Source organism: Pseudomonas sp. Leaf15 (assembly GCF_001421425.1).
Classification (GTDB): domain Bacteria; phylum Pseudomonadota; class Gammaproteobacteria; order Pseudomonadales; family Pseudomonadaceae; genus Aquipseudomonas; species Aquipseudomonas salomonii.
On sequence record NZ_LMKI01000014.1, the window covers coordinates 15,274 to 31,811 of the forward strand.

Here is a 16,538-nt window from a genome sequence, read left to right on the forward strand (position 1 = left end):
AACAAAAAAGCGCGTTTCGACGCGACTCAAAAAAGGTGGAACGCAGACATGGCTTTTCTCCAACTCAACGCCTTGAGCAAACGCTACGGCGCCGTCGACGCTGTGGTCGCCACCGACCTTGCAGTGGAAAAAGGCGAGTTCGTCTCCCTGCTCGGCCCATCAGGTTGCGGCAAGACCACCACCCTGCAAATGATCGCCGGCTTTGTGGACGTGAGCGGCGGGCAGATCCTGCTCGACGGCCGCGACATCACCCACGCCAAACCCGCCAGCCGTGGCTTGGGCGTGGTGTTCCAGAGCTACGCGCTGTTCCCGCATATGAGCGTGCGCGACAACGTCGCCTTCGGCCTGAAGATGCGCAAAGTGCCGGCCGCCGAGATCGCCAGCAAAGTCAAAACCGTGTTGGAGCTGGTGCGCCTGGCCCCGCACGCCGAACGCTACCCACGTGAGTTGTCCGGCGGCCAGCGCCAACGTGTGGCCCTGGCGCGTGCGCTGGTGATCGAACCGCCCGTGCTGCTGCTGGATGAGCCGCTGTCCAACCTCGATGCCAACCTGCGCGAAGAAATGCAGTTTGAAATCCGCCGCATCCAGTGCGCCGTGGGCATCACCACCTTGATGGTCACCCACGATCAGGCCGAAGCCCTGTCGATCAGCGACCGGGTGGTGGTGATGCAGGCCGGGCGCGTGACCCAGATCGACGCGCCCTACAAGCTCTACGAACACCCACGTACGCGGTTTATCTCGGACTTTGTCGGCAAGGCCAACCTGCTGGCCGGTGACTACGACGAATTCGGCACTCCCCAAGTGCGTCATACCGGCGGCAAAGGCGAACTGGTCCTGAGCCTGCGCCCGGAAAAAATCCAGCTGGTGGATGCAGGTGCAGGCCGCCTGCAAGGCAAGGTTCTCGACAGTTATTTCTTCGGCAGCCAGTGGCTCTACCGCATCCAAACGTCTCTGGGCGAAATCACCGTGGTGCGCAGCAACGACGGCAGCGCGCCGCTCGGCTGCGGCGCGGCGGTGGGCCTGGACTGGCACGCCGAATTGCTGCGCGTGCTGGCGGCGGATGAGGTGCGCGCATGAGCCGCGGTTATCTGTTGTCGCTGCCGGCGCTGCTGCTGTTCAGCGGCCTGCTGATCCTGCCGCTGTGCATGACCCTGGTGCTGTCGTTCAACGTGTTCGACTACCAGGTGGGCGTGAAGGCCGATGAGTGGACCTTCGCCCATTACCTGTCGCTGTTCAGCGATGCGTACTTCTACGAGATCTTCTGGCGCACCTTCTGGATCAGCGCCCTGGTGACTCTGCTGTGTGTAGTGATCGGCGTACCCGAAGCCTACATCCTCAGCCGCATGGGCACGCCGTGGCGCTCGATCTTTTTGATTGTGATCCTCACGCCGCTGCTGATTTCGGTGGTGGTGCGCGCCTTCGGCTGGAGCTTGTTGCTCGGCGCCGATGGGCTGGTCAACCAGGTGATTCAGTTCCTCGGCGGGCGCCCGGTGAAGCTGCTGTACACGCCGTTCGCGGTGGTGATCGCATTGGTGCACGTGATGCTGCCGTTCATGATCATCCCGGTGTGGACCTCGCTGCAAAAGCTCGACCCGTCAGCGGAACAGGCGGCGTTGTCACTGGGCGCCAGCCAGGCCACGGTGATGCGCAAGATCGTGTTGCCGCAAGTGATGCCTGGCGTGCTGTCCGGCACCTTGATCGTGTTCGGCCTGGCTGCCAGTTCGTTTGCGATCCCCGGCCTGCTGGGTGGGCGGCGCCTGAAAATGGTCGCCACCGTGGTCTACGACCAGTACCTCTCGGAACTCAACTGGCCCATGGGCGCGACCATTGCGGTGGTGCTGCTGTTGGTCAACTTGCTGATCATGCTGAGCTGGAACCGCATGGTCGAAAGCCGCTACAAAAAGTCCCTGGGGGTTTAAGCGCATGTCCAGAAACGGTCCTTTGGCCCTCGGTTTCCATAGTTTGGTGGTGCTGTTCATGATGGCGCCACTGGTGGTGGTGTGCCTGGTGGCCGTCACCCCGGAAAACACGTTGAGCCTGCCCACCTCGGGCTTCTCGCTGCGCTGGTTTCGGGCAGTGTTCGAGCGTGCCGACTTTATCCAGGCGTTTTACAACAGCCTGATCCTGGCGTTTACCGCCGCCACCCTGGCGACCCTGATTGCAGTGCCCGCCGCCTTGGCGATCAGCCGCTATCAGTTCCCGGGGCGCAACTTTTTCAGCGCGTTGTTCCTGTCGCCCATCATCATCCCGCACCTGGTGCTGGGCGTGGCGATGCTGCGTCTGTTTGCACTGATGGGCGTCAACGGCAGCTTCACCTGGCTGATGCTGGCGCACGTGGTGATCATCACGCCATATGTACTGCGCCTGGTGTTGGCGGCGGCCATTGGTATTGATCGCAGTGCCGAGCAAGCCGCCGAATCCCTGGGTGCCGGGCGTTTCACGCTGTTCCGTCAAATCACCTTGCCGATGATTCTGCCGGGTGTGGCCGGCGGCTGGTTGCTGGCGTTCATCAACAGTTTCGATGAAGTGACCCTGTCTATTTTTGTCAGCTCGCCAGCCACGCAAACCCTGCCGGTGCGCATGTATGTGTACGCCACCGAGTCCATCGACCCGATGATGGCGGCGGTGTCGGCGCTGGTCATTGCACTCACCGCAGCCACCATGATCCTGCTCGACCGGGTGTATGGCCTGGACCGCGTACTGGTGGGGAAACATTGATGGCCTTGTTCAAGCGCTTGGCCGAAACCCGCCGCCCTGCCCTGGCCTTTACCCTTGATGGTCAACCGGCCAGCGGCTTGCTGGGCGACACATTGCTCACCGCCATATTGACCTGCGCCGAACACCTGCGCGGCAGCGATTTCAGCGCCGAACGCCGCGCCGGTTTTTGCCTGATGGGCGCGTGCCAGGACTGCTGGGTGCGGCTGGAGGATGGCCACCGTGTGCGGGCTTGCTCGACGCTGTTGCAAGAGGGCCAGGCGATCAGCCGCGATCCGGGGCGTCAGGCATGAAACCGATCGTGATTGTCGGCGCAGGCCCGGCGGGCATCAGTGCAGCGCGTACCTTGCTCGACCATGGCATCACGCCTTGCCTGGTGGATGAAAGCCTGCGCGGCGGCGGGCAGATCTATCGACGCCAACCGGCTAATTTTCAGCGTTCGCCCAAGCAACTGTATGGCTTTGAAGCGGCCAAGGCCACGGCTGTGCACCGCACACTGGATGAGTTGGCGCCGCTGATCGACTACCGGCCCGAAACCCTGGTGTGGAATGCCGAGGACGGTCGTCTGGACATGTTGAATAACGGCCACGCCGAAAGCGTGGAATACGCCCGGATTATCGTCGCCACCGGCGCCACCGACCGCATTCTGCCGGTGCCGGGCTGGACCTTGCCCGGTGTCTACAGCCTGGGCGCTGCGCAAATCGCATTGAAGTATCAGGGCTGTGCCATTGGTGAGCGCGTGGCGTTGTGTGGCAGTGGGCCGTTGCTGTATCTGGTCGCCTACCAATACGCCAAGGCCGGGGCCAAGGTGGTGGCGGTGCTCGACAGCGCGCCGTTCAGTGCCCAGTGCCGTGCTTTGCCGGCGCTGCTGGGGCAACCGGCGACCCTGGCCAAAGGCATTTATTACCGTGCCTGGCTCACCTTCCATGGGGTGCCCGTGCATCAGGGCGCGACGCTCCAGCAGATCGACGGCGAGCAACGGGTGCGTGGCATCCGCTGGGGCAAGCGGGTGCTGGAATGCGATGCCGTGGCGTTCGCCCATGCGCTGCGCAGCGAAACGCAACTGGCGGATTTGCTCGGCTGTGAGTTTGCCTGGAACCCTTTGAACCGCGCCTGGCTGCCACAACGCGACAGTGCCGGGCGCAGCAGCGTCAGCGGCGTGTACCTGGCGGGCGACGGGGCCGGGATCATGGGCGCCGATGCCGCGCAAATGGCCGGTGAACGGGCGGCGTTGGCGGTACTGGAAGATTCAGGCGTCGCCATCGATCCGCTTCGCCCTGCGCTGCTTGAGCAGCAACTGGCGGGTATCCAGCGCTTTCGCCATGGGCTGGAAACCGCGTTCCCTTTCCCTGAGCAATGGGCCGCGCAGGCGCCGGATGCGTTAATCCTGTGCCGCTGCGAAGAAGTCAGCGTCGGCGACGTGCGCGCCGTCGTCGATGAAGGCCACTGGGAAATCAACCGGGTCAAAGCCCATTGCCGGGTCGGCATGGGCCGCTGCCAGGGCCGCATGTGTGGGCTGGCGGCCGCAGAGGTTGTGGCCGAGCGCAGCGGTCGCGCCATACACGACGTTGGCCGCCTGCGCGGTCAGGCGCCGATCAAGCCGCTGCCGTTTGGTGTGCAGGTGCAGCCATGATCGATGTGATCGTGTTGGGCGGCGGCATCGTCGGCGCATCGGCGGCCTTGATGCTCGCGCACAAAGGCCAGCGTGTGGCCTTGGTGGAGCGAGACTTTTGTGGCTCGCACTCCAGCGGCGTGAATTACGGCGGTGTGCGCCGCCAAGGCCGCCCCTTGCACCAACTGCCACTGTCACAACGGGCTCATGAACTGTGGGCCGACCTGCCGGGGTTGATCGGCATCGACGGCGAGTACGTGCGCTCCGGGCATTTGAAACTGGCGCGCAGCCATGGGGATTTTGCCGCGCTGCAAGCCTATGCCGAACAGACCCGTGGGTTTGGCCTGGGCTTGCAATTGCTGGACTACACCGAGCTGCGCGCACGCTTCCCGTGGGTGGGCGACATCGCGGTGGGCGCTTCGCTGTGCCCCGAAGACGGGCATGCCAACCCGCGTTTGGTGTCGCCTGCTTTCGCCCGTGCGGCGCAGCGCCTTGGCGCGGCGGTGCACGAGCAGGCCGAAGTGACTCAGATCGAACATGACGGCCAGTGCTTCCAGGTGCGCTGCGCCAATGGCCTGCACCTGCAAGCGCCGTGGTTGCTGAACTGCGCGGGGGCCTGGGCCGGCAAGCTCGCCGCGCAATTTGGCGAGCCGGTGCCGATCACCTCGGCGCACCCGGCGATGCTGGTCACCGAGCCGCTGCCGGTGGTGATGAACGTGAGCACCGGCGTTGAAGGCGGCGGGATTTATGCGCGCCAGGTCGCCCGTGGCAATTGCATCCTCGGCGGCGGCCGTGGTTTTGCCCTTGGCCCGCTGACGGCGCGCCCCGGGCAAGCGGCGGTATTGGAGATTCTGCGCAATGCCGGCGAGCTGTACCCGTTTCTCAAGGGTGCCCAGGCGATTCGTACCTGGAGCGGCACCGAAGGTTACTTACCCGATCACGAACCGGTGATCGGCCCCAGCAGCACCCAACCTGGCCTGCTCCACGGTTTCGGCTTTGCCGGCGCCGGGTTCCAGCTCGGCCCCGCCGTCGGTGAAGCCCTGGCAGAGATCGTCTGCACAGGTGCCAGCCGCCAACCCATCGAAGCGTTTTCCATTCGTCGTTTCCAAGCCTGAGAGGAAAAACACCCATGAACCCACGTATCGCGCTGTCCTGCTTGCCCTTCGCCTTGCTCACCGCCACCGCCCATGCCGCGCCGACGCTGTACCTGGGCATGAACGGCGGCACCATGGAACGGGTGTACGCCGACAAGGTGCTGCCCGCGTTCGAGAAAGCCAATAACGTCAAGGTGGTGATCGTGCCCGGCACCTCGTCGGACATCCTCGCCAAGGTCCAGGCCAACAAAGACAACCCGCAGATGCACGTGATGTTCCTCGACGACGGCATCATGTACCGCGCCATTTCCATGGGCCTGTGCGACAAACTCACACCCAACCCGACCCTGGACCAGATCCCGGCCAAGGCGAAAATCAAGGAAGAAGCGGTCGCCGTAACCCTGGGCGTCACGGGCCTGGGCTACAACGCCAAGATGTTCAAGGAAAAAGGCTGGGCGGCGCCCACCTCATGGATGGACCTGGCCGATCCAAGATTCAAAGACAAAGTGGTGTTTCAGTCCCTGGCCTCCTCCACCTTCGGCCTGCACGGCTTCTTGATGTTCAACCGCATCCAGGGCGGCTCCGAGACCAACGTGGAGCCGGGCTTCAAGGCCTGGCCAAAAACCATCGGCCCCAACGTGCTGGAATACATCGCCAGCTCCGCGAAAATCTCCGAGATGGTGCAGACCGACGAAGCCGCGATCTTCCCGCTCACCCCGACTCAAGTGACCACGCAGCAATTGCTCGGCATCCCGATGGAATACGCCCAGCCCAAGGAAGGCGCAGTGGTGCTCAACGTGGCCGAGTGTGTCATTGCGCGTAATGACCAGCCGCAACTGGCGCAGAAACTCGCGGCCTTCTTGCTGACGGCAGAGGCCCAGGCGCCGGCGCTGGAAGAAGGTGACCAAATCCCGTCGAACCCGACTACGCCGACCACCGACAAAACCCGCGCACGGGTGGAGGCCATGCAAGGCTACTTGCAGACAGCGATTTCGATTGATTGGGACCAGGTCAACCAGGCGCGGCCGGAGTGGAATGCGCGGTGGAGCCGCTCGATTGAGCGGTAGCGGGCAGGCGTGGCGTGCTCCCGCGCGACTGCGCGGGAGCTACTGGCAGCGAATGTTTGCCAGTTTCAGTCGCATGTCGTGATAGCGGTAAGTGTTTAGCAGAAGTATTCCCAGCAGTGGAAACGCAACCCCCAACAGATAAGCCAGCGCGTGGGGCCGGTATTGAATGGTCGGGGTCACCACTATCAAGCAGAGGACAAAATAGCCCGTCTGCCATCCAGTGGAAGCAACGCGCCCACGTGCCAGCATCCAATGGCCAAGGCCGGATAAAATCATCAAGCCCAGCAACAGCGCAACGCTACATCCGGTTTGCATCGCCGGGCCAAGGCGGCGCAAATAGGTGGTGCTCGCCAGGAAGCCAGCGGCGCCGCCTGAAAGCAGGCTTACAACGACCATAAGCAGAAATTCAGGCAGGCACCGGGCAAGACGGTTTGCAGTTGACTCCCTCACGCGACAGCGCTCCCCGGCCCGTCAAGGCCGCTCGTGCAAAAGCGTGAGGGTAATCAGTAACGCCCGATGATTGATGTAGGACGCGTCTCGTTTTTTGCGCGCAACGTTACCGGTCTAGCCGCGAATCATCGATTCCCACAGGAAAGCAGGTATTGGGTGATAGCTATGCGCCTTAACGCGTCGCCATCGCGGCGAGTTCTTCGCGGCTACGGCTGATCGCTGCACCGGCATTACGCAAGTCCGTTACCGCCGCCGCACCGCCCGCCTCGCTGATGCCTCGGCACGCCGGCAGGTGCAGAACCACTTCCAGGCCAGCCTTGAGCAGTTGCAAGGCGGTGGTCTTGACGCAGAAGTCCAGGGCCAGGCCCCCCACGATCACACGGCGCACGCCCTGGGCCTTGAGGTACTCGATAACCCCGGTGGACAGCTTGTCGTGCAGGTCGTGGTAACAGGCGCCATAGGGATGCAGGTCGGGTTCAACGCCCTTCCAGATGAAGTAGTCGTAGTCATACGGCGTGGGTAACTCGTCGAGCAAGGTGAAGCCTTCAGTGCCCGGCACACAATGACTGAGCCAGGTGAGGTCGGCATGCTCAAGGCCGGTGGGTTTCAGCATGTCGCCAGGCTGCGTGACCACCCACGGGGCGTGCGGGGTATGGGCGTCTTTGCTGCCGACACGATAACCGGCAAGACTGGCCATGTAGTTGAGTTCGGCACCGATCTGATCGCCACCGGCCACCGGCAGTTCATTGGGGCACAACGGCGTGAAACTCTTTTGTTCTGGCACCTTGTAACAGTTACATCTGCATGATATTAAAGATCTTAGGTCTATCTGACGGAGAGTAGAGGGCAGCAGTAATAGCCTTCATGCAATCCATGCAGACAGAGCAAACGTGATCGGTTGATGAATGGGTGGTAGATGGAGCTTGTGTGGGGCACAGAGGATTTCTTGATCGCAGGACATCCGTACCGAGGATTTCCGATTCTGCTGTGGGACTCGATGGAGAGCTGCACTCCCGCCAATCAGTTCTTCCGCTTCTACCTACTTCGCGGAGAAATCGGCTCGGATCTATCCTGGCCGAATACCGGACGAGCACTTTACGACTACTTCAGTTTCCTACAAGCCCATCAACTTGATTGGCGGGACGTAGATCGCGGAGAGGCCAAGAGCCTTCTGGCCGCCTACAGGGATTACTGCCTGAAGACATGCGATCTGGGATCAAACACTACTCGCCAGCGAATGACGTACATCTGCAAGTTCTACGAATTCGCTCTAGACAAAGGCTGGGTGAAGCGTCTGCCGTTCAGTCACGAAGAACGTACAGTGCCGCGCCAAAACAGCTTCCTTGAACATATCGACGCCAGTGGCGGCAAGGTCTTGGTGAACGATGTGATGCCGCGCCATCACAAGCAACTTCCCAAGTTTCTGAGCATGGCCGAGGCCAAGTCGCTCCTGACCGCAGCAGAAAATCCACATCACCGAATCATGATTCAACTGGCACTACGCACAGGATTGCGTCGTAACGAACTGGCTACTTTCCCGGAGGCGTATATTTTCGACCCGGACAAAGCTGGTCGAATCGAACGCAATCTCCGAATTAAGCTTGATCCGTGCGACGGCACCGGGATGGAAACCAAGGGTAGCAAGGAGCGATATATCTGGATTAGTCGCAAGTTCATGTCCGAGCTCTACCGCTACCACTCTAAGGTGCGTGGCGAGCGGGCATCTCTGGGCAAGAACCAAAAGGCGCTTCTCCTCAACCGTCTCGGAGAACCCTATAGCAGTGCTGGCAAGAGCCTGAATCGGATAATCAACCAGACTGGCAAGCAGGCAGGGTTTGAAGTCCATGCGCATATGCTGCGCCATACCTACGCGACCCACACCCTGTTCAACCTTCAGCGCACCCCGCAGAACGGGATCGATCCTCTAACGTATCTGCAACGTCAACTTGGCCACAGCTCCATTCAAACCACGATGATCTACCTGCATTTGGTCAACGAAATGGCCGATGAAGCCGTGCTGGCATATGACGACGAGCTGAGCGAAATGGCGGGTGTAGCCTGATGGGGAAGCGCAAAGTATTTATCAAGACTGATCTCAGCGTCCCGAAAGTCGAACACGGCTTCGACACAGAGGGCAACGTGTACATTCTGCCCGAGGTGATTCCTCCGGCGGACACCTCGGTAGCGTTCGGACGTAATAGCTCCAGCCGTCGAGGATTTGATTTTGCACGATGGTACGGATCTGGAATTGACTCCATTACCTACGCGTGTCAGCGCCAAATTGAGCGCTTCTTATTAGGGCAAGAAGGCGACCTCTCGGTTGCTACGGTCGTCGGCCTTTGCACCGCTGGTCTGAAATATTTCCTTGATTTCTGCATGCTCCAAGCGATGGCTTTCGAACGTGACTTAACATTGAATGATGTGAACCGAATACTCATCGATAGTTATCTCGGCCATCTGTCTGGAAACGGTCTAACGACTAACGGACAGAAAAACGCGTACGGAAAAACAAAGTCTGTACTGGTTGCTCTCGCGCAACGAGGTATCTTTCCACTGGTCGCATCTGGCGGCGAAGCCACCTTTCCACGTAATCCTTTTCCGAACTCCACTCGTAAAGCCAAGGGCGAGACGGCGCTGTCCAAGCGCGAGCGGAAAGAGTTTGCGGCAGCTCTACGACAAGCCATCAAACCAATATGGGCCGATGTACCGACGGTAACCAGCGAACTATTGGTCTATGCGTTACTCATAGTTGCTTTGCACACTGGCCGCAATACCACTCCTTTGCTGGAAATGGGCCGCAATTGCTTGCGCGCGCACCCCAAGGACGACACGGTGTTTTTGGTGCTATGGAAGCGACGTGGTTATAGCTCCAGCAAAGTAGTTTTGCGCGCTGAGTCGAAAGCTGAGCGTCTATTAGAAGCAACACCCAGCGTTAGAACTAACGTTGAGCGTTTGATCCGCCGCGTGATCGCCTTGACTGAGCATTTGGATGCAGAAGCACCGCCTGACATCAAAGGCCGTGTATGGCTGTTTCGAAGTCGAACCATAAGATCAATCGGCCAAGTCACAGAGCTGCAGGCGCGTATGGTGGATTACGGAATAAACCGTCTTGTAGCTGATTATGGCCTGAAAGATAGCGATGGAAAGCCACTGCGAATCAATATTTCCCGCTTGCGCAAGACATTTGGAAATCGAATTTTTGAGCTTACTGATGGAGACCTCGCAACCACCGCCGTTGCTCTTGGGAACACCCCACGGGTAACCGACCAGAACTATTTAGCTCCGACTGAGGAAGCCCGTCGAAACTGGCGGTTTATGGGGGAGGTACTGGTGGGAGAACTACTGACTGCGACCATTGGTGCTACCTATAAGGAAAACCCTCTGGGCCGCTGCGGCGATCCAGAAAATGGTCAATTCGCTCCGAAACGTGAAGGAGCTACATGCATGAATTTCATGAACTGCCTCCGCTGCAAAGACTACGCAGTGACCGCCGAAGACCTGTACAAATTGTTCAGTTTTTACTTTCGAGTGTTGAGTGAACGCTCTCGCATGTACAAGGGGCGCTGGGCACGTGAATATGCGCATATCCCTCGCCTTATCGATAACTATATCGTTGCGGAAGGACTTCGTCGCGGAGTTTTCAAAACGGCAGCGGTAGACGCTGCTCGCGAGCGCGCCCGTACCAATCCACATCCGTTCTGGTCAGTTGACCTGATTGCCAGCTTGGAGATCTTTTCATGAGTGAAAAGGTATCAGAAGACCTGCCGTGGCCGCCCCTGAAGGATCAGCCGAGCGATGTTCGCGGGCTTAGTAACTCAGAGCGCGACAAGCTAATCATCACGGCAACTCAGGTCGATGGACAGTGGATCATCCGCAGCCGGTACGGTGACGACGTCTGGCACCTTGAAGGTTTTCCAAGCAACGTGAGGGCATCCTCAAGACGGCTCAATTTCAGCAGCATGCCACCAGCATTCCGAGCAGTGATGAAGGCTATACTTTATCGCTACATCCGACGAGGTCGACTAGAGGCAGGCCGACCGAGGGGCAATACGATTCGAGATCTGGCTAATAACATGCAGCCATTTCTACGTCACTTAGAGAAGCTTGATATCGCAAACCTTGGTGCGGTAACGCCCTTGATCGCAGCAACCTATGTGACCGCCTGCAAGGCCTATCGGCAGATCAAAAAATCTGAGAAACCCCTTACACTCAATGCGCTAAATAGCCGCTACGACGCAGTAGAGGCGATTTATGAGTTGAGCCAATATACAGACGATCAGATGCCGGGGCATCCGTGGCAGGGCACTTCTGCGAAGGCGATGGCAGGACAACTTGGTATAGCCAGCAGCGGCCGAACACCGCTTATGTCCGATGAGATATTTTGCACGATCTTCGAGCGAGCATACAGACAGGTTGAAGACGGAAGGTTGTTACTAAACCTCCGAGATGATCTTGATGTTATCGCAGTAGAGAGCAGGGGCCGCCTTGCTGGAGGCATATATAAGGCAAAAAATAAGCACTTGAAAGCTAAGGGCTGGGATGGTGGTGTGCGAACTTTAAATACGGCGCTGATGTCCCTGCGGACGTCCTGCTATATAGTCCTGGCGAGTACCTCGGGTTGTCGGAACCACGAGCTGGCCAATCTGCAGTCGAACGCCCACCACCGCACTGAGGACGACGAAGGTACGATCTATCATTGGATGCGTTCTAAATCCGAGAAGACTGATGAAGGGATCCACGACTGGATGATTCCAGAGATCGCAGTACGGGCCCTGCGTATCATGGAGCGTTGGGCTGCTCCATATCAAGCGAAGATCGCGGCTGAGATTATTCAGCGACGTCGCACCAACCCCCACGACCCGCTCATCGCAGAAGCTCAAAAGCATCGCCATTCACTCTTTCTCACTACAACCGCTTTCGAAGGGATTGGTTCGCGTACCCTTTCTGGTAGCTCTTGGGACGACTATCTCAAGAGCTTTTCCCACGACTGCAAGCTAAGTTGGAATCTTACCAGCCATCAATTTCGTCGTAAATTCGCTAACTATGCCGCGCACAGCCGCTTCGGAGACCTACGATACCTCAAAGAGCATTTTGCCCATTGGTCATTGGACATGACCCTTGGCTATGCCATGGACGATGGCTGGGGGCAGCATCTCGATCTTGACCTTTACATGGAAATCCAAGATGAGCTGGAGGACATCAAACTCGGCGTCGTCGATAACTGGATGGGCGATGAATCGTTGGCAGGAGGCTATGGACGCTCCATCAAGGGATGGCAGCGAGACCCTCAAAACCTGCTGATCTTCAAAGATCGTGCCTCAATGCTGAAGTCCGTCTCTGAGAGCACAGCCATCCGCAGCAACGGCCATGCCTGGTGTACGGCAGACAACGACGGCTGTGTCGGCAATACCCTCGAACGCACCCGCTGCACTGGCTGCGACCAATCGGTGATCGGGAGTATCCACGCCCCCATCTACCAGCGACTCTACGATGATCTGAAAGAGCTGCTGCTCTGCAAGGACATTGGCGAAGGAGGTCGCCTACGCGTGAAGCGCGATCTGAACCGCTGCCGGGAGGTATTAGTGCAACTGGATATGCCTCCTGAGGATCTGAGTGCATGAAGAGCAAGGACAAATCATCCAATTACAAGCCTGCTGTGGATCGAGCGAAGGATCTGAAGCTAGCCATCTATGCCATCCAAAAAGGTCGGGCTCGTACCGGTGAAACTAAGGTGACCATCGCCGCTGTGGCCCGTGAGGCCGGAGTATCGACGGCGCTCATCCATAATCATTACCCAGCAATCGCTGAGGAGATACGACTGATCCAAGGGCGATCTAGTCGTGCCATGCGAGATGTAAAACATCAGGATCTGATTGCCGAGCGTCAGAAGTCTAAGGGCTACCGTCATGAGATTGAGGAGCTTCAGGCCAAGCTCGCCAGACTCGCATCCATCAATGAGGTACTGCTGTACGAGAACGAGACCCTAAAGGCTAAGGTGAAAGAGCGAAATGTGGTTGAACTGGTTTCGTCCACCCGCATGGATAAACCTGGCATCTGAAGAAGTCCTCCGTTCATTGACATCAAGAGAAAGCAAATAGTCATTGATGCTACTGTTGCCGTGGCATGCCCCTGCGCGGACGGCTGTCGCTAACCAAGCCTGTCTACGGCGAGTCTTGGCCCTGCGGGCTTCCATCCTCATGCTCTGCGCGCTCCGCTTGCCTTATCAGTCACGTGGACGCATCTAGGTCGTCCATTTGATCCAATAGACAAGCGCTACGAATATGCTAACTTGACCGCCTCGGTTCCCTAGTCGAGATCGGGCGGTCGGTTCGCCAAGGCGGTATAGCCACAGGGTGCTTCACCTCTTTTGCTTCACATGCATTCCGACAATAGTCAGAGGGCAGCCGACACCGCTGGCGAATTGGAGGATGCTATGCGTGCACCAATCTCTCTTGCCGACCTTCGTGTCAAATACGGCTTCAACCGTATCGCCAAAAAGCTCCAGCGCAATTGGCGGAGCACTTTTTCCCTATCCCTCGCATCCTCGCAAGAAATCCTCTCGAAGGGTCTTGGCTATCAGGATCTTCATGATCTGCAAAAATCGGCTAACGAGCACGCCAAGACTGTCGCCGTGCCTACTCAGGATGAAGTCAGGGACGGGATCAGTAACTCTATTACCGATTTCTGTCAGTCGAAGAAAGTAACTGACATGAGCGAGCGCGACGTCAACCACTTGGTAAGGTTGCTGCCCCTACACGAGCTTGCCGTGTTCCAGACTTCACGCTCACAACAGGCTGGTACTCTCGCTTCTCAGTCCGTCTTTGAATTAATCACAAGGCCAGCCAATGAGCTGGCTGGGGCTGCCAATCAGGGACAGTCGAAGCGTCCCGCACACTTACGCGGCGATCTGAGTGCAGAGCTTCTGAAGCCTCCAGCAGACCCCATCAGCCAAGAAGAACTGAAAAGCTTTTGGGAGGTTGTAGAGCGCAAGGGTAGTCTTCATGACCAATGTTTGTGCCTGGGTTTGCTGCAAGGTATTCGTCCGCTTGAACTGCTAAACGTCAAAGCTCATGACGTTTACACTACTGACGAGCACTCTCTCCTACGGATCAAGAATTTTAAAGCGCGCAGTAGTAGTGATCAGCTCTTCATGCCGCCCGCCTTCGGTACCCTCATTGACGAGTACGTGCGCCAAGCAAAGATTCCTCCAATGGGTTACCTCTTCCCTTCTCACAACGACGCCAATGCCCCAATGTCGCTCGAGCAGATGCATCGGATTATTGGAGTCTATTTGCGAGAGGCCATAGCTAATCCATCTCAGAGGCGTGCATCCTCCATTCGCCAATCCATGCTCCACGTTGCTGCGAAACATATTCTCGAGCGGATAGCGCAAAACATGGGACATCAGGTTAGCGGGATGACGATGAAGTATCTGCGCATTCCGAAATCAAGCTCTGAGGAGTGATGATTTGGCAGGGGCCACGTTTAATTTATGCCGTGCCCTAGCGGGCCGGCTGTCGTGAACCAGGCCCGGCGATACTCGCCGTTGTCCTGGCCCTGCCGGGCTTCCATCCTCACGCCTGCGCGCTCCGCTTGCCTGATGTGACAGTCCTCCAACGCATCAGTCCCAGCTGCCGTGCTTGGGCAAACCTGTATACCTTCAAAAAAACTCACTTCAGGCTCAAGGTTTTCCGAAAGAAACCGTTTGTCATAGGTAAGTACCCTTTTTGAGCGATAGCCTTGACCCTCTCTACACATGACTTCGCACAGCGCCTGAGCGGCGCCTTTCCGTTCCCCTGCACGATTCTCGGCAACCGCCAGCGGCGCACATGGGAGCGGCTGATCGGCTACATCGAATCCGCAACCTGCACATCCGAATTCAACAAAGCAGCAGCCTATGCCGAGGGCTATGCACATGCCTTGGCCGATAGCGGCCAGATCAATATCTCCACAGATCGGGATCTGCTGATCATTGCTACGGTCGACGCCTGGCGATGCGCCCGTACTTACACGAATACTTCGACCAACCTGAGCTACCCAGGAAAACCATGACTTCCTTTTTTAAACGCTACGCCGACGGCGGAACATCAGACCGGCACATCCATATGCCACAGCGTCTTCTGCCCACGACCGTCAGTCATTGTCCCCTCGAGGTCTTAGTGGGCAACTGGGAAAAGTATCTGGTAGAGCCCTCCTCCGCTCGTGAGCAGTTTCCGTGGGCTGCGCGATTCGTTATGGGCATGCCCGTTCCATCGTGGGCGCGCGGGTTGGAGTGGAACCTCGGTCAGAAGTCTCGCTTTATCTCTGCTGTATGGTCAGGCGCGGATCTGGGGAGCTACCTCACGAATGACTGGTACGAGCCAGTGATCGGTAGCAGGGCGTTAGCCGAAAACAGTGAAATTTTGATTGATGGCCAGCAACGCCTTCACAGCCTGGAAGAGTATTTCCTCGACCGTCTGGCGATCCCTGATGCACAAGGACAGCCGAGGATTTGGTCTGAGCTCGGCAACGGCGAAAGGAAGCGCTTTCTGTCGGCGATCTTTACCCATATGAGGGTGTCTTCTGGCGATGAGGAAGCATTGCGAAAAACCTATGATCTCTGCGCTCAGGGAGTTGTGCCTAGGTCATTCGATCAGCGCACGTTTCTGTAGTCATCGACGCTGAGGCGGTGGTGGCATGCCCTTGCAGGGACGGCTGTCGTTAACCAAGCCCTGTCTATGACAGGTCTTGGCCCTACGGGCTTCCATCCTCATGTCCTCCGACCTTCCTGGTCTGCGCGCTCCGCTTACAAGATGTCGGAGTCACGGCCTAGATTGGATATTTCCTGCAGCTACCACATACTAGCCTCCATCCATCGAGAAGTGAGGCGAGTCGAAATGGCATGGTCATTTTGGAAGGACAAACGTCCTGAATGGGTTCAAGCGGAGGAGCGAGCTTTTATAAAGGCAGCCAATGGCCTAAAAACGCTACAGGTAACTCCTGGCGGCGGCCTAAGAATCGACCCTGAAGAGATTCGGGAACAGATACTTGAAGCCCGTGAGTTCTATAAGGGCTTGGTGCAGCGCCATCGGTAGTCTGTAGGCTGGTCATGGAGCAGGGAGAACAACTCTTCCGCATGACTCACTGACACCAAGGGCCCCAACTCGGTGGGCTCTCAATGATATCGATAGAGGTAATGAGCTCATAGGGTATATTCTCGAACACTTTTTCGAGATTGGGATAGCCCTTCGAGTTTCGCAACGTATTCGCCAACTGCAGCAGCTCCCTGCCCTGGACGAGGGGCATTTGAATGTCGCAGTACACGATGTCGTCGCCTGTCATACCCACTAGATTTTCTCCACTCAACCCAATCGACTGCCACCGCGCCCACAAGCTTCTTAGTGCGTACCCCGGCAGGGAATAGGTGTCGTAAACCGAGTCTTGTCGAAGCCCACGTCTCGGCCCTTCATGGTTCAATATCGCGCTTCGCTTACCTGTGCCAATCCGACATCGCTACTCACCGATGCACTTTCGCGCCTGCAGGTATATCGGGCGATATTAGATTTCCTGATTGTTACTGCAGGGGACGGCGCCGGTTCAATCACGCAAAAACTTGGGCGG

General features: G+C 58.0%; 16 protein-coding genes. 14 read left to right on the forward strand and 2 right to left on the reverse strand.

Annotated elements, in window-relative coordinates; all coding sequences use genetic code 11:
- Positions 1-48 precede the first annotated feature (48 nt).
- The 7 genes from ASE80_RS13285 to ASE80_RS13315 are packed head-to-tail and all read left to right on the forward strand — an operon-like array spanning position 49 to position 6,488.
- Positions 49-1,077: an ABC transporter ATP-binding protein gene (locus tag ASE80_RS13285; protein WP_056859322.1), complete on the forward strand. Its 1,029-nt coding sequence runs from the start codon at positions 49-51 to the stop codon at positions 1,075-1,077.
- Positions 1,074-1,919, forward strand: coding sequence for an ABC transporter permease (locus ASE80_RS13290; protein WP_056859323.1), 846 nt, complete (start codon positions 1,074-1,076; stop codon positions 1,917-1,919). The genes ASE80_RS13285 and ASE80_RS13290 overlap by 4 nt, the downstream gene beginning before the upstream one ends.
- A 4-nt stretch (positions 1,920-1,923) precedes the next feature.
- Entirely contained in the window at positions 1,924-2,718 is a 795-nt protein-coding gene (locus ASE80_RS13295; RefSeq protein WP_056859324.1) for an ABC transporter permease, read from the forward strand.
- Positions 2,718-3,008: a (2Fe-2S)-binding protein gene (locus ASE80_RS13300; RefSeq protein WP_056859325.1), complete on the forward strand. Its 291-nt coding sequence runs from the start codon at positions 2,718-2,720 to the stop codon at positions 3,006-3,008. The genes ASE80_RS13295 and ASE80_RS13300 overlap by 1 nt, the downstream gene beginning before the upstream one ends.
- A complete protein-coding gene (locus ASE80_RS13305) occupies positions 3,005-4,348 on the forward strand; it encodes an FAD/NAD(P)-dependent oxidoreductase (protein WP_056859326.1) in 1,344 nt (447 codons plus the stop codon). The genes ASE80_RS13300 and ASE80_RS13305 overlap by 4 nt, the downstream gene beginning before the upstream one ends.
- Positions 4,345-5,442, forward strand: coding sequence for an NAD(P)/FAD-dependent oxidoreductase (locus ASE80_RS13310; RefSeq protein WP_056859327.1), 1,098 nt, complete (start codon positions 4,345-4,347; stop codon positions 5,440-5,442). Before ASE80_RS13305 ends, ASE80_RS13310 begins: the two co-directional genes overlap by 4 nt.
- A gap of 14 nt (positions 5,443-5,456) precedes the next feature.
- Positions 5,457-6,488, forward strand: a complete 1,032-nt coding sequence (locus ASE80_RS13315) for an ABC transporter substrate-binding protein (RefSeq protein WP_056859328.1) — start codon at positions 5,457-5,459, stop codon at positions 6,486-6,488.
- A 39-nt stretch (positions 6,489-6,527) separates the two neighbouring features.
- Here ASE80_RS13315 and ASE80_RS13320 read toward each other — a convergent pair whose 3' ends face one another.
- Both ASE80_RS13320 and ASE80_RS13325 read right to left on the reverse strand, forming a co-directional pair.
- Positions 6,528-6,884 (reverse strand): hypothetical protein, encoded by a 357-nt coding sequence (locus ASE80_RS13320; protein ID WP_056859329.1) that lies wholly within the window; start codon positions 6,882-6,884, stop codon positions 6,528-6,530.
- A gap of 226 nt (positions 6,885-7,110) precedes the next feature.
- On the reverse strand, positions 7,111-7,749 hold the full coding sequence (locus tag ASE80_RS13325) for an isochorismatase family protein (protein WP_056859330.1): 639 nt from the start codon (positions 7,747-7,749) through the stop codon (positions 7,111-7,113).
- A 105-nt stretch (positions 7,750-7,854) separates the two neighbouring features.
- Between ASE80_RS13325 and ASE80_RS13330 the strand changes: the two genes are divergently transcribed.
- The 7 genes from ASE80_RS13330 to ASE80_RS13365 all read left to right on the forward strand — a co-directional run bounded on the left by ASE80_RS13330 (position 7,855) and on the right by ASE80_RS13365 (position 15,589).
- Positions 7,855-9,000 carry a tyrosine-type recombinase/integrase gene (locus ASE80_RS13330; protein ID WP_056859331.1) on the forward strand — a complete coding sequence of 382 codons (1,146 nt, stop codon included), beginning with the start codon at positions 7,855-7,857 and terminating at the stop codon, positions 8,998-9,000.
- Complete coding sequence (locus ASE80_RS13335) at positions 9,000-10,679, forward strand: hypothetical protein (protein WP_056859332.1); 1,680 nt, start codon at positions 9,000-9,002, stop codon at positions 10,677-10,679. Before ASE80_RS13330 ends, ASE80_RS13335 begins: the two co-directional genes overlap by 1 nt.
- Positions 10,676-12,559, forward strand: a complete 1,884-nt coding sequence (locus tag ASE80_RS13340; RefSeq protein WP_056859333.1) for a hypothetical protein — start codon at positions 10,676-10,678, stop codon at positions 12,557-12,559. Before ASE80_RS13335 ends, ASE80_RS13340 begins: the two co-directional genes overlap by 4 nt.
- Positions 12,556-12,996, forward strand: a complete 441-nt coding sequence (locus tag ASE80_RS13345) for a hypothetical protein (protein ID WP_012723723.1) — start codon at positions 12,556-12,558, stop codon at positions 12,994-12,996. Before ASE80_RS13340 ends, ASE80_RS13345 begins: the two co-directional genes overlap by 4 nt.
- 375 nt (positions 12,997-13,371) lie before the next feature.
- Positions 13,372-14,403 (forward strand): site-specific integrase, encoded by a 1,032-nt coding sequence (locus tag ASE80_RS13350; RefSeq protein ID WP_056859334.1) that lies wholly within the window; start codon positions 13,372-13,374, stop codon positions 14,401-14,403.
- A gap of 275 nt (positions 14,404-14,678) precedes the next feature.
- A complete protein-coding gene (locus tag ASE80_RS13360; RefSeq protein WP_056859336.1) occupies positions 14,679-14,990 on the forward strand; it encodes a hypothetical protein in 312 nt (103 codons plus the stop codon).
- Positions 14,987-15,589, forward strand: coding sequence for a DUF262 domain-containing protein (locus tag ASE80_RS13365; protein ID WP_056859337.1), 603 nt, complete (start codon positions 14,987-14,989; stop codon positions 15,587-15,589). Before ASE80_RS13360 ends, ASE80_RS13365 begins: the two co-directional genes overlap by 4 nt.
- Positions 15,590-16,538 lie beyond the last annotated feature (949 nt).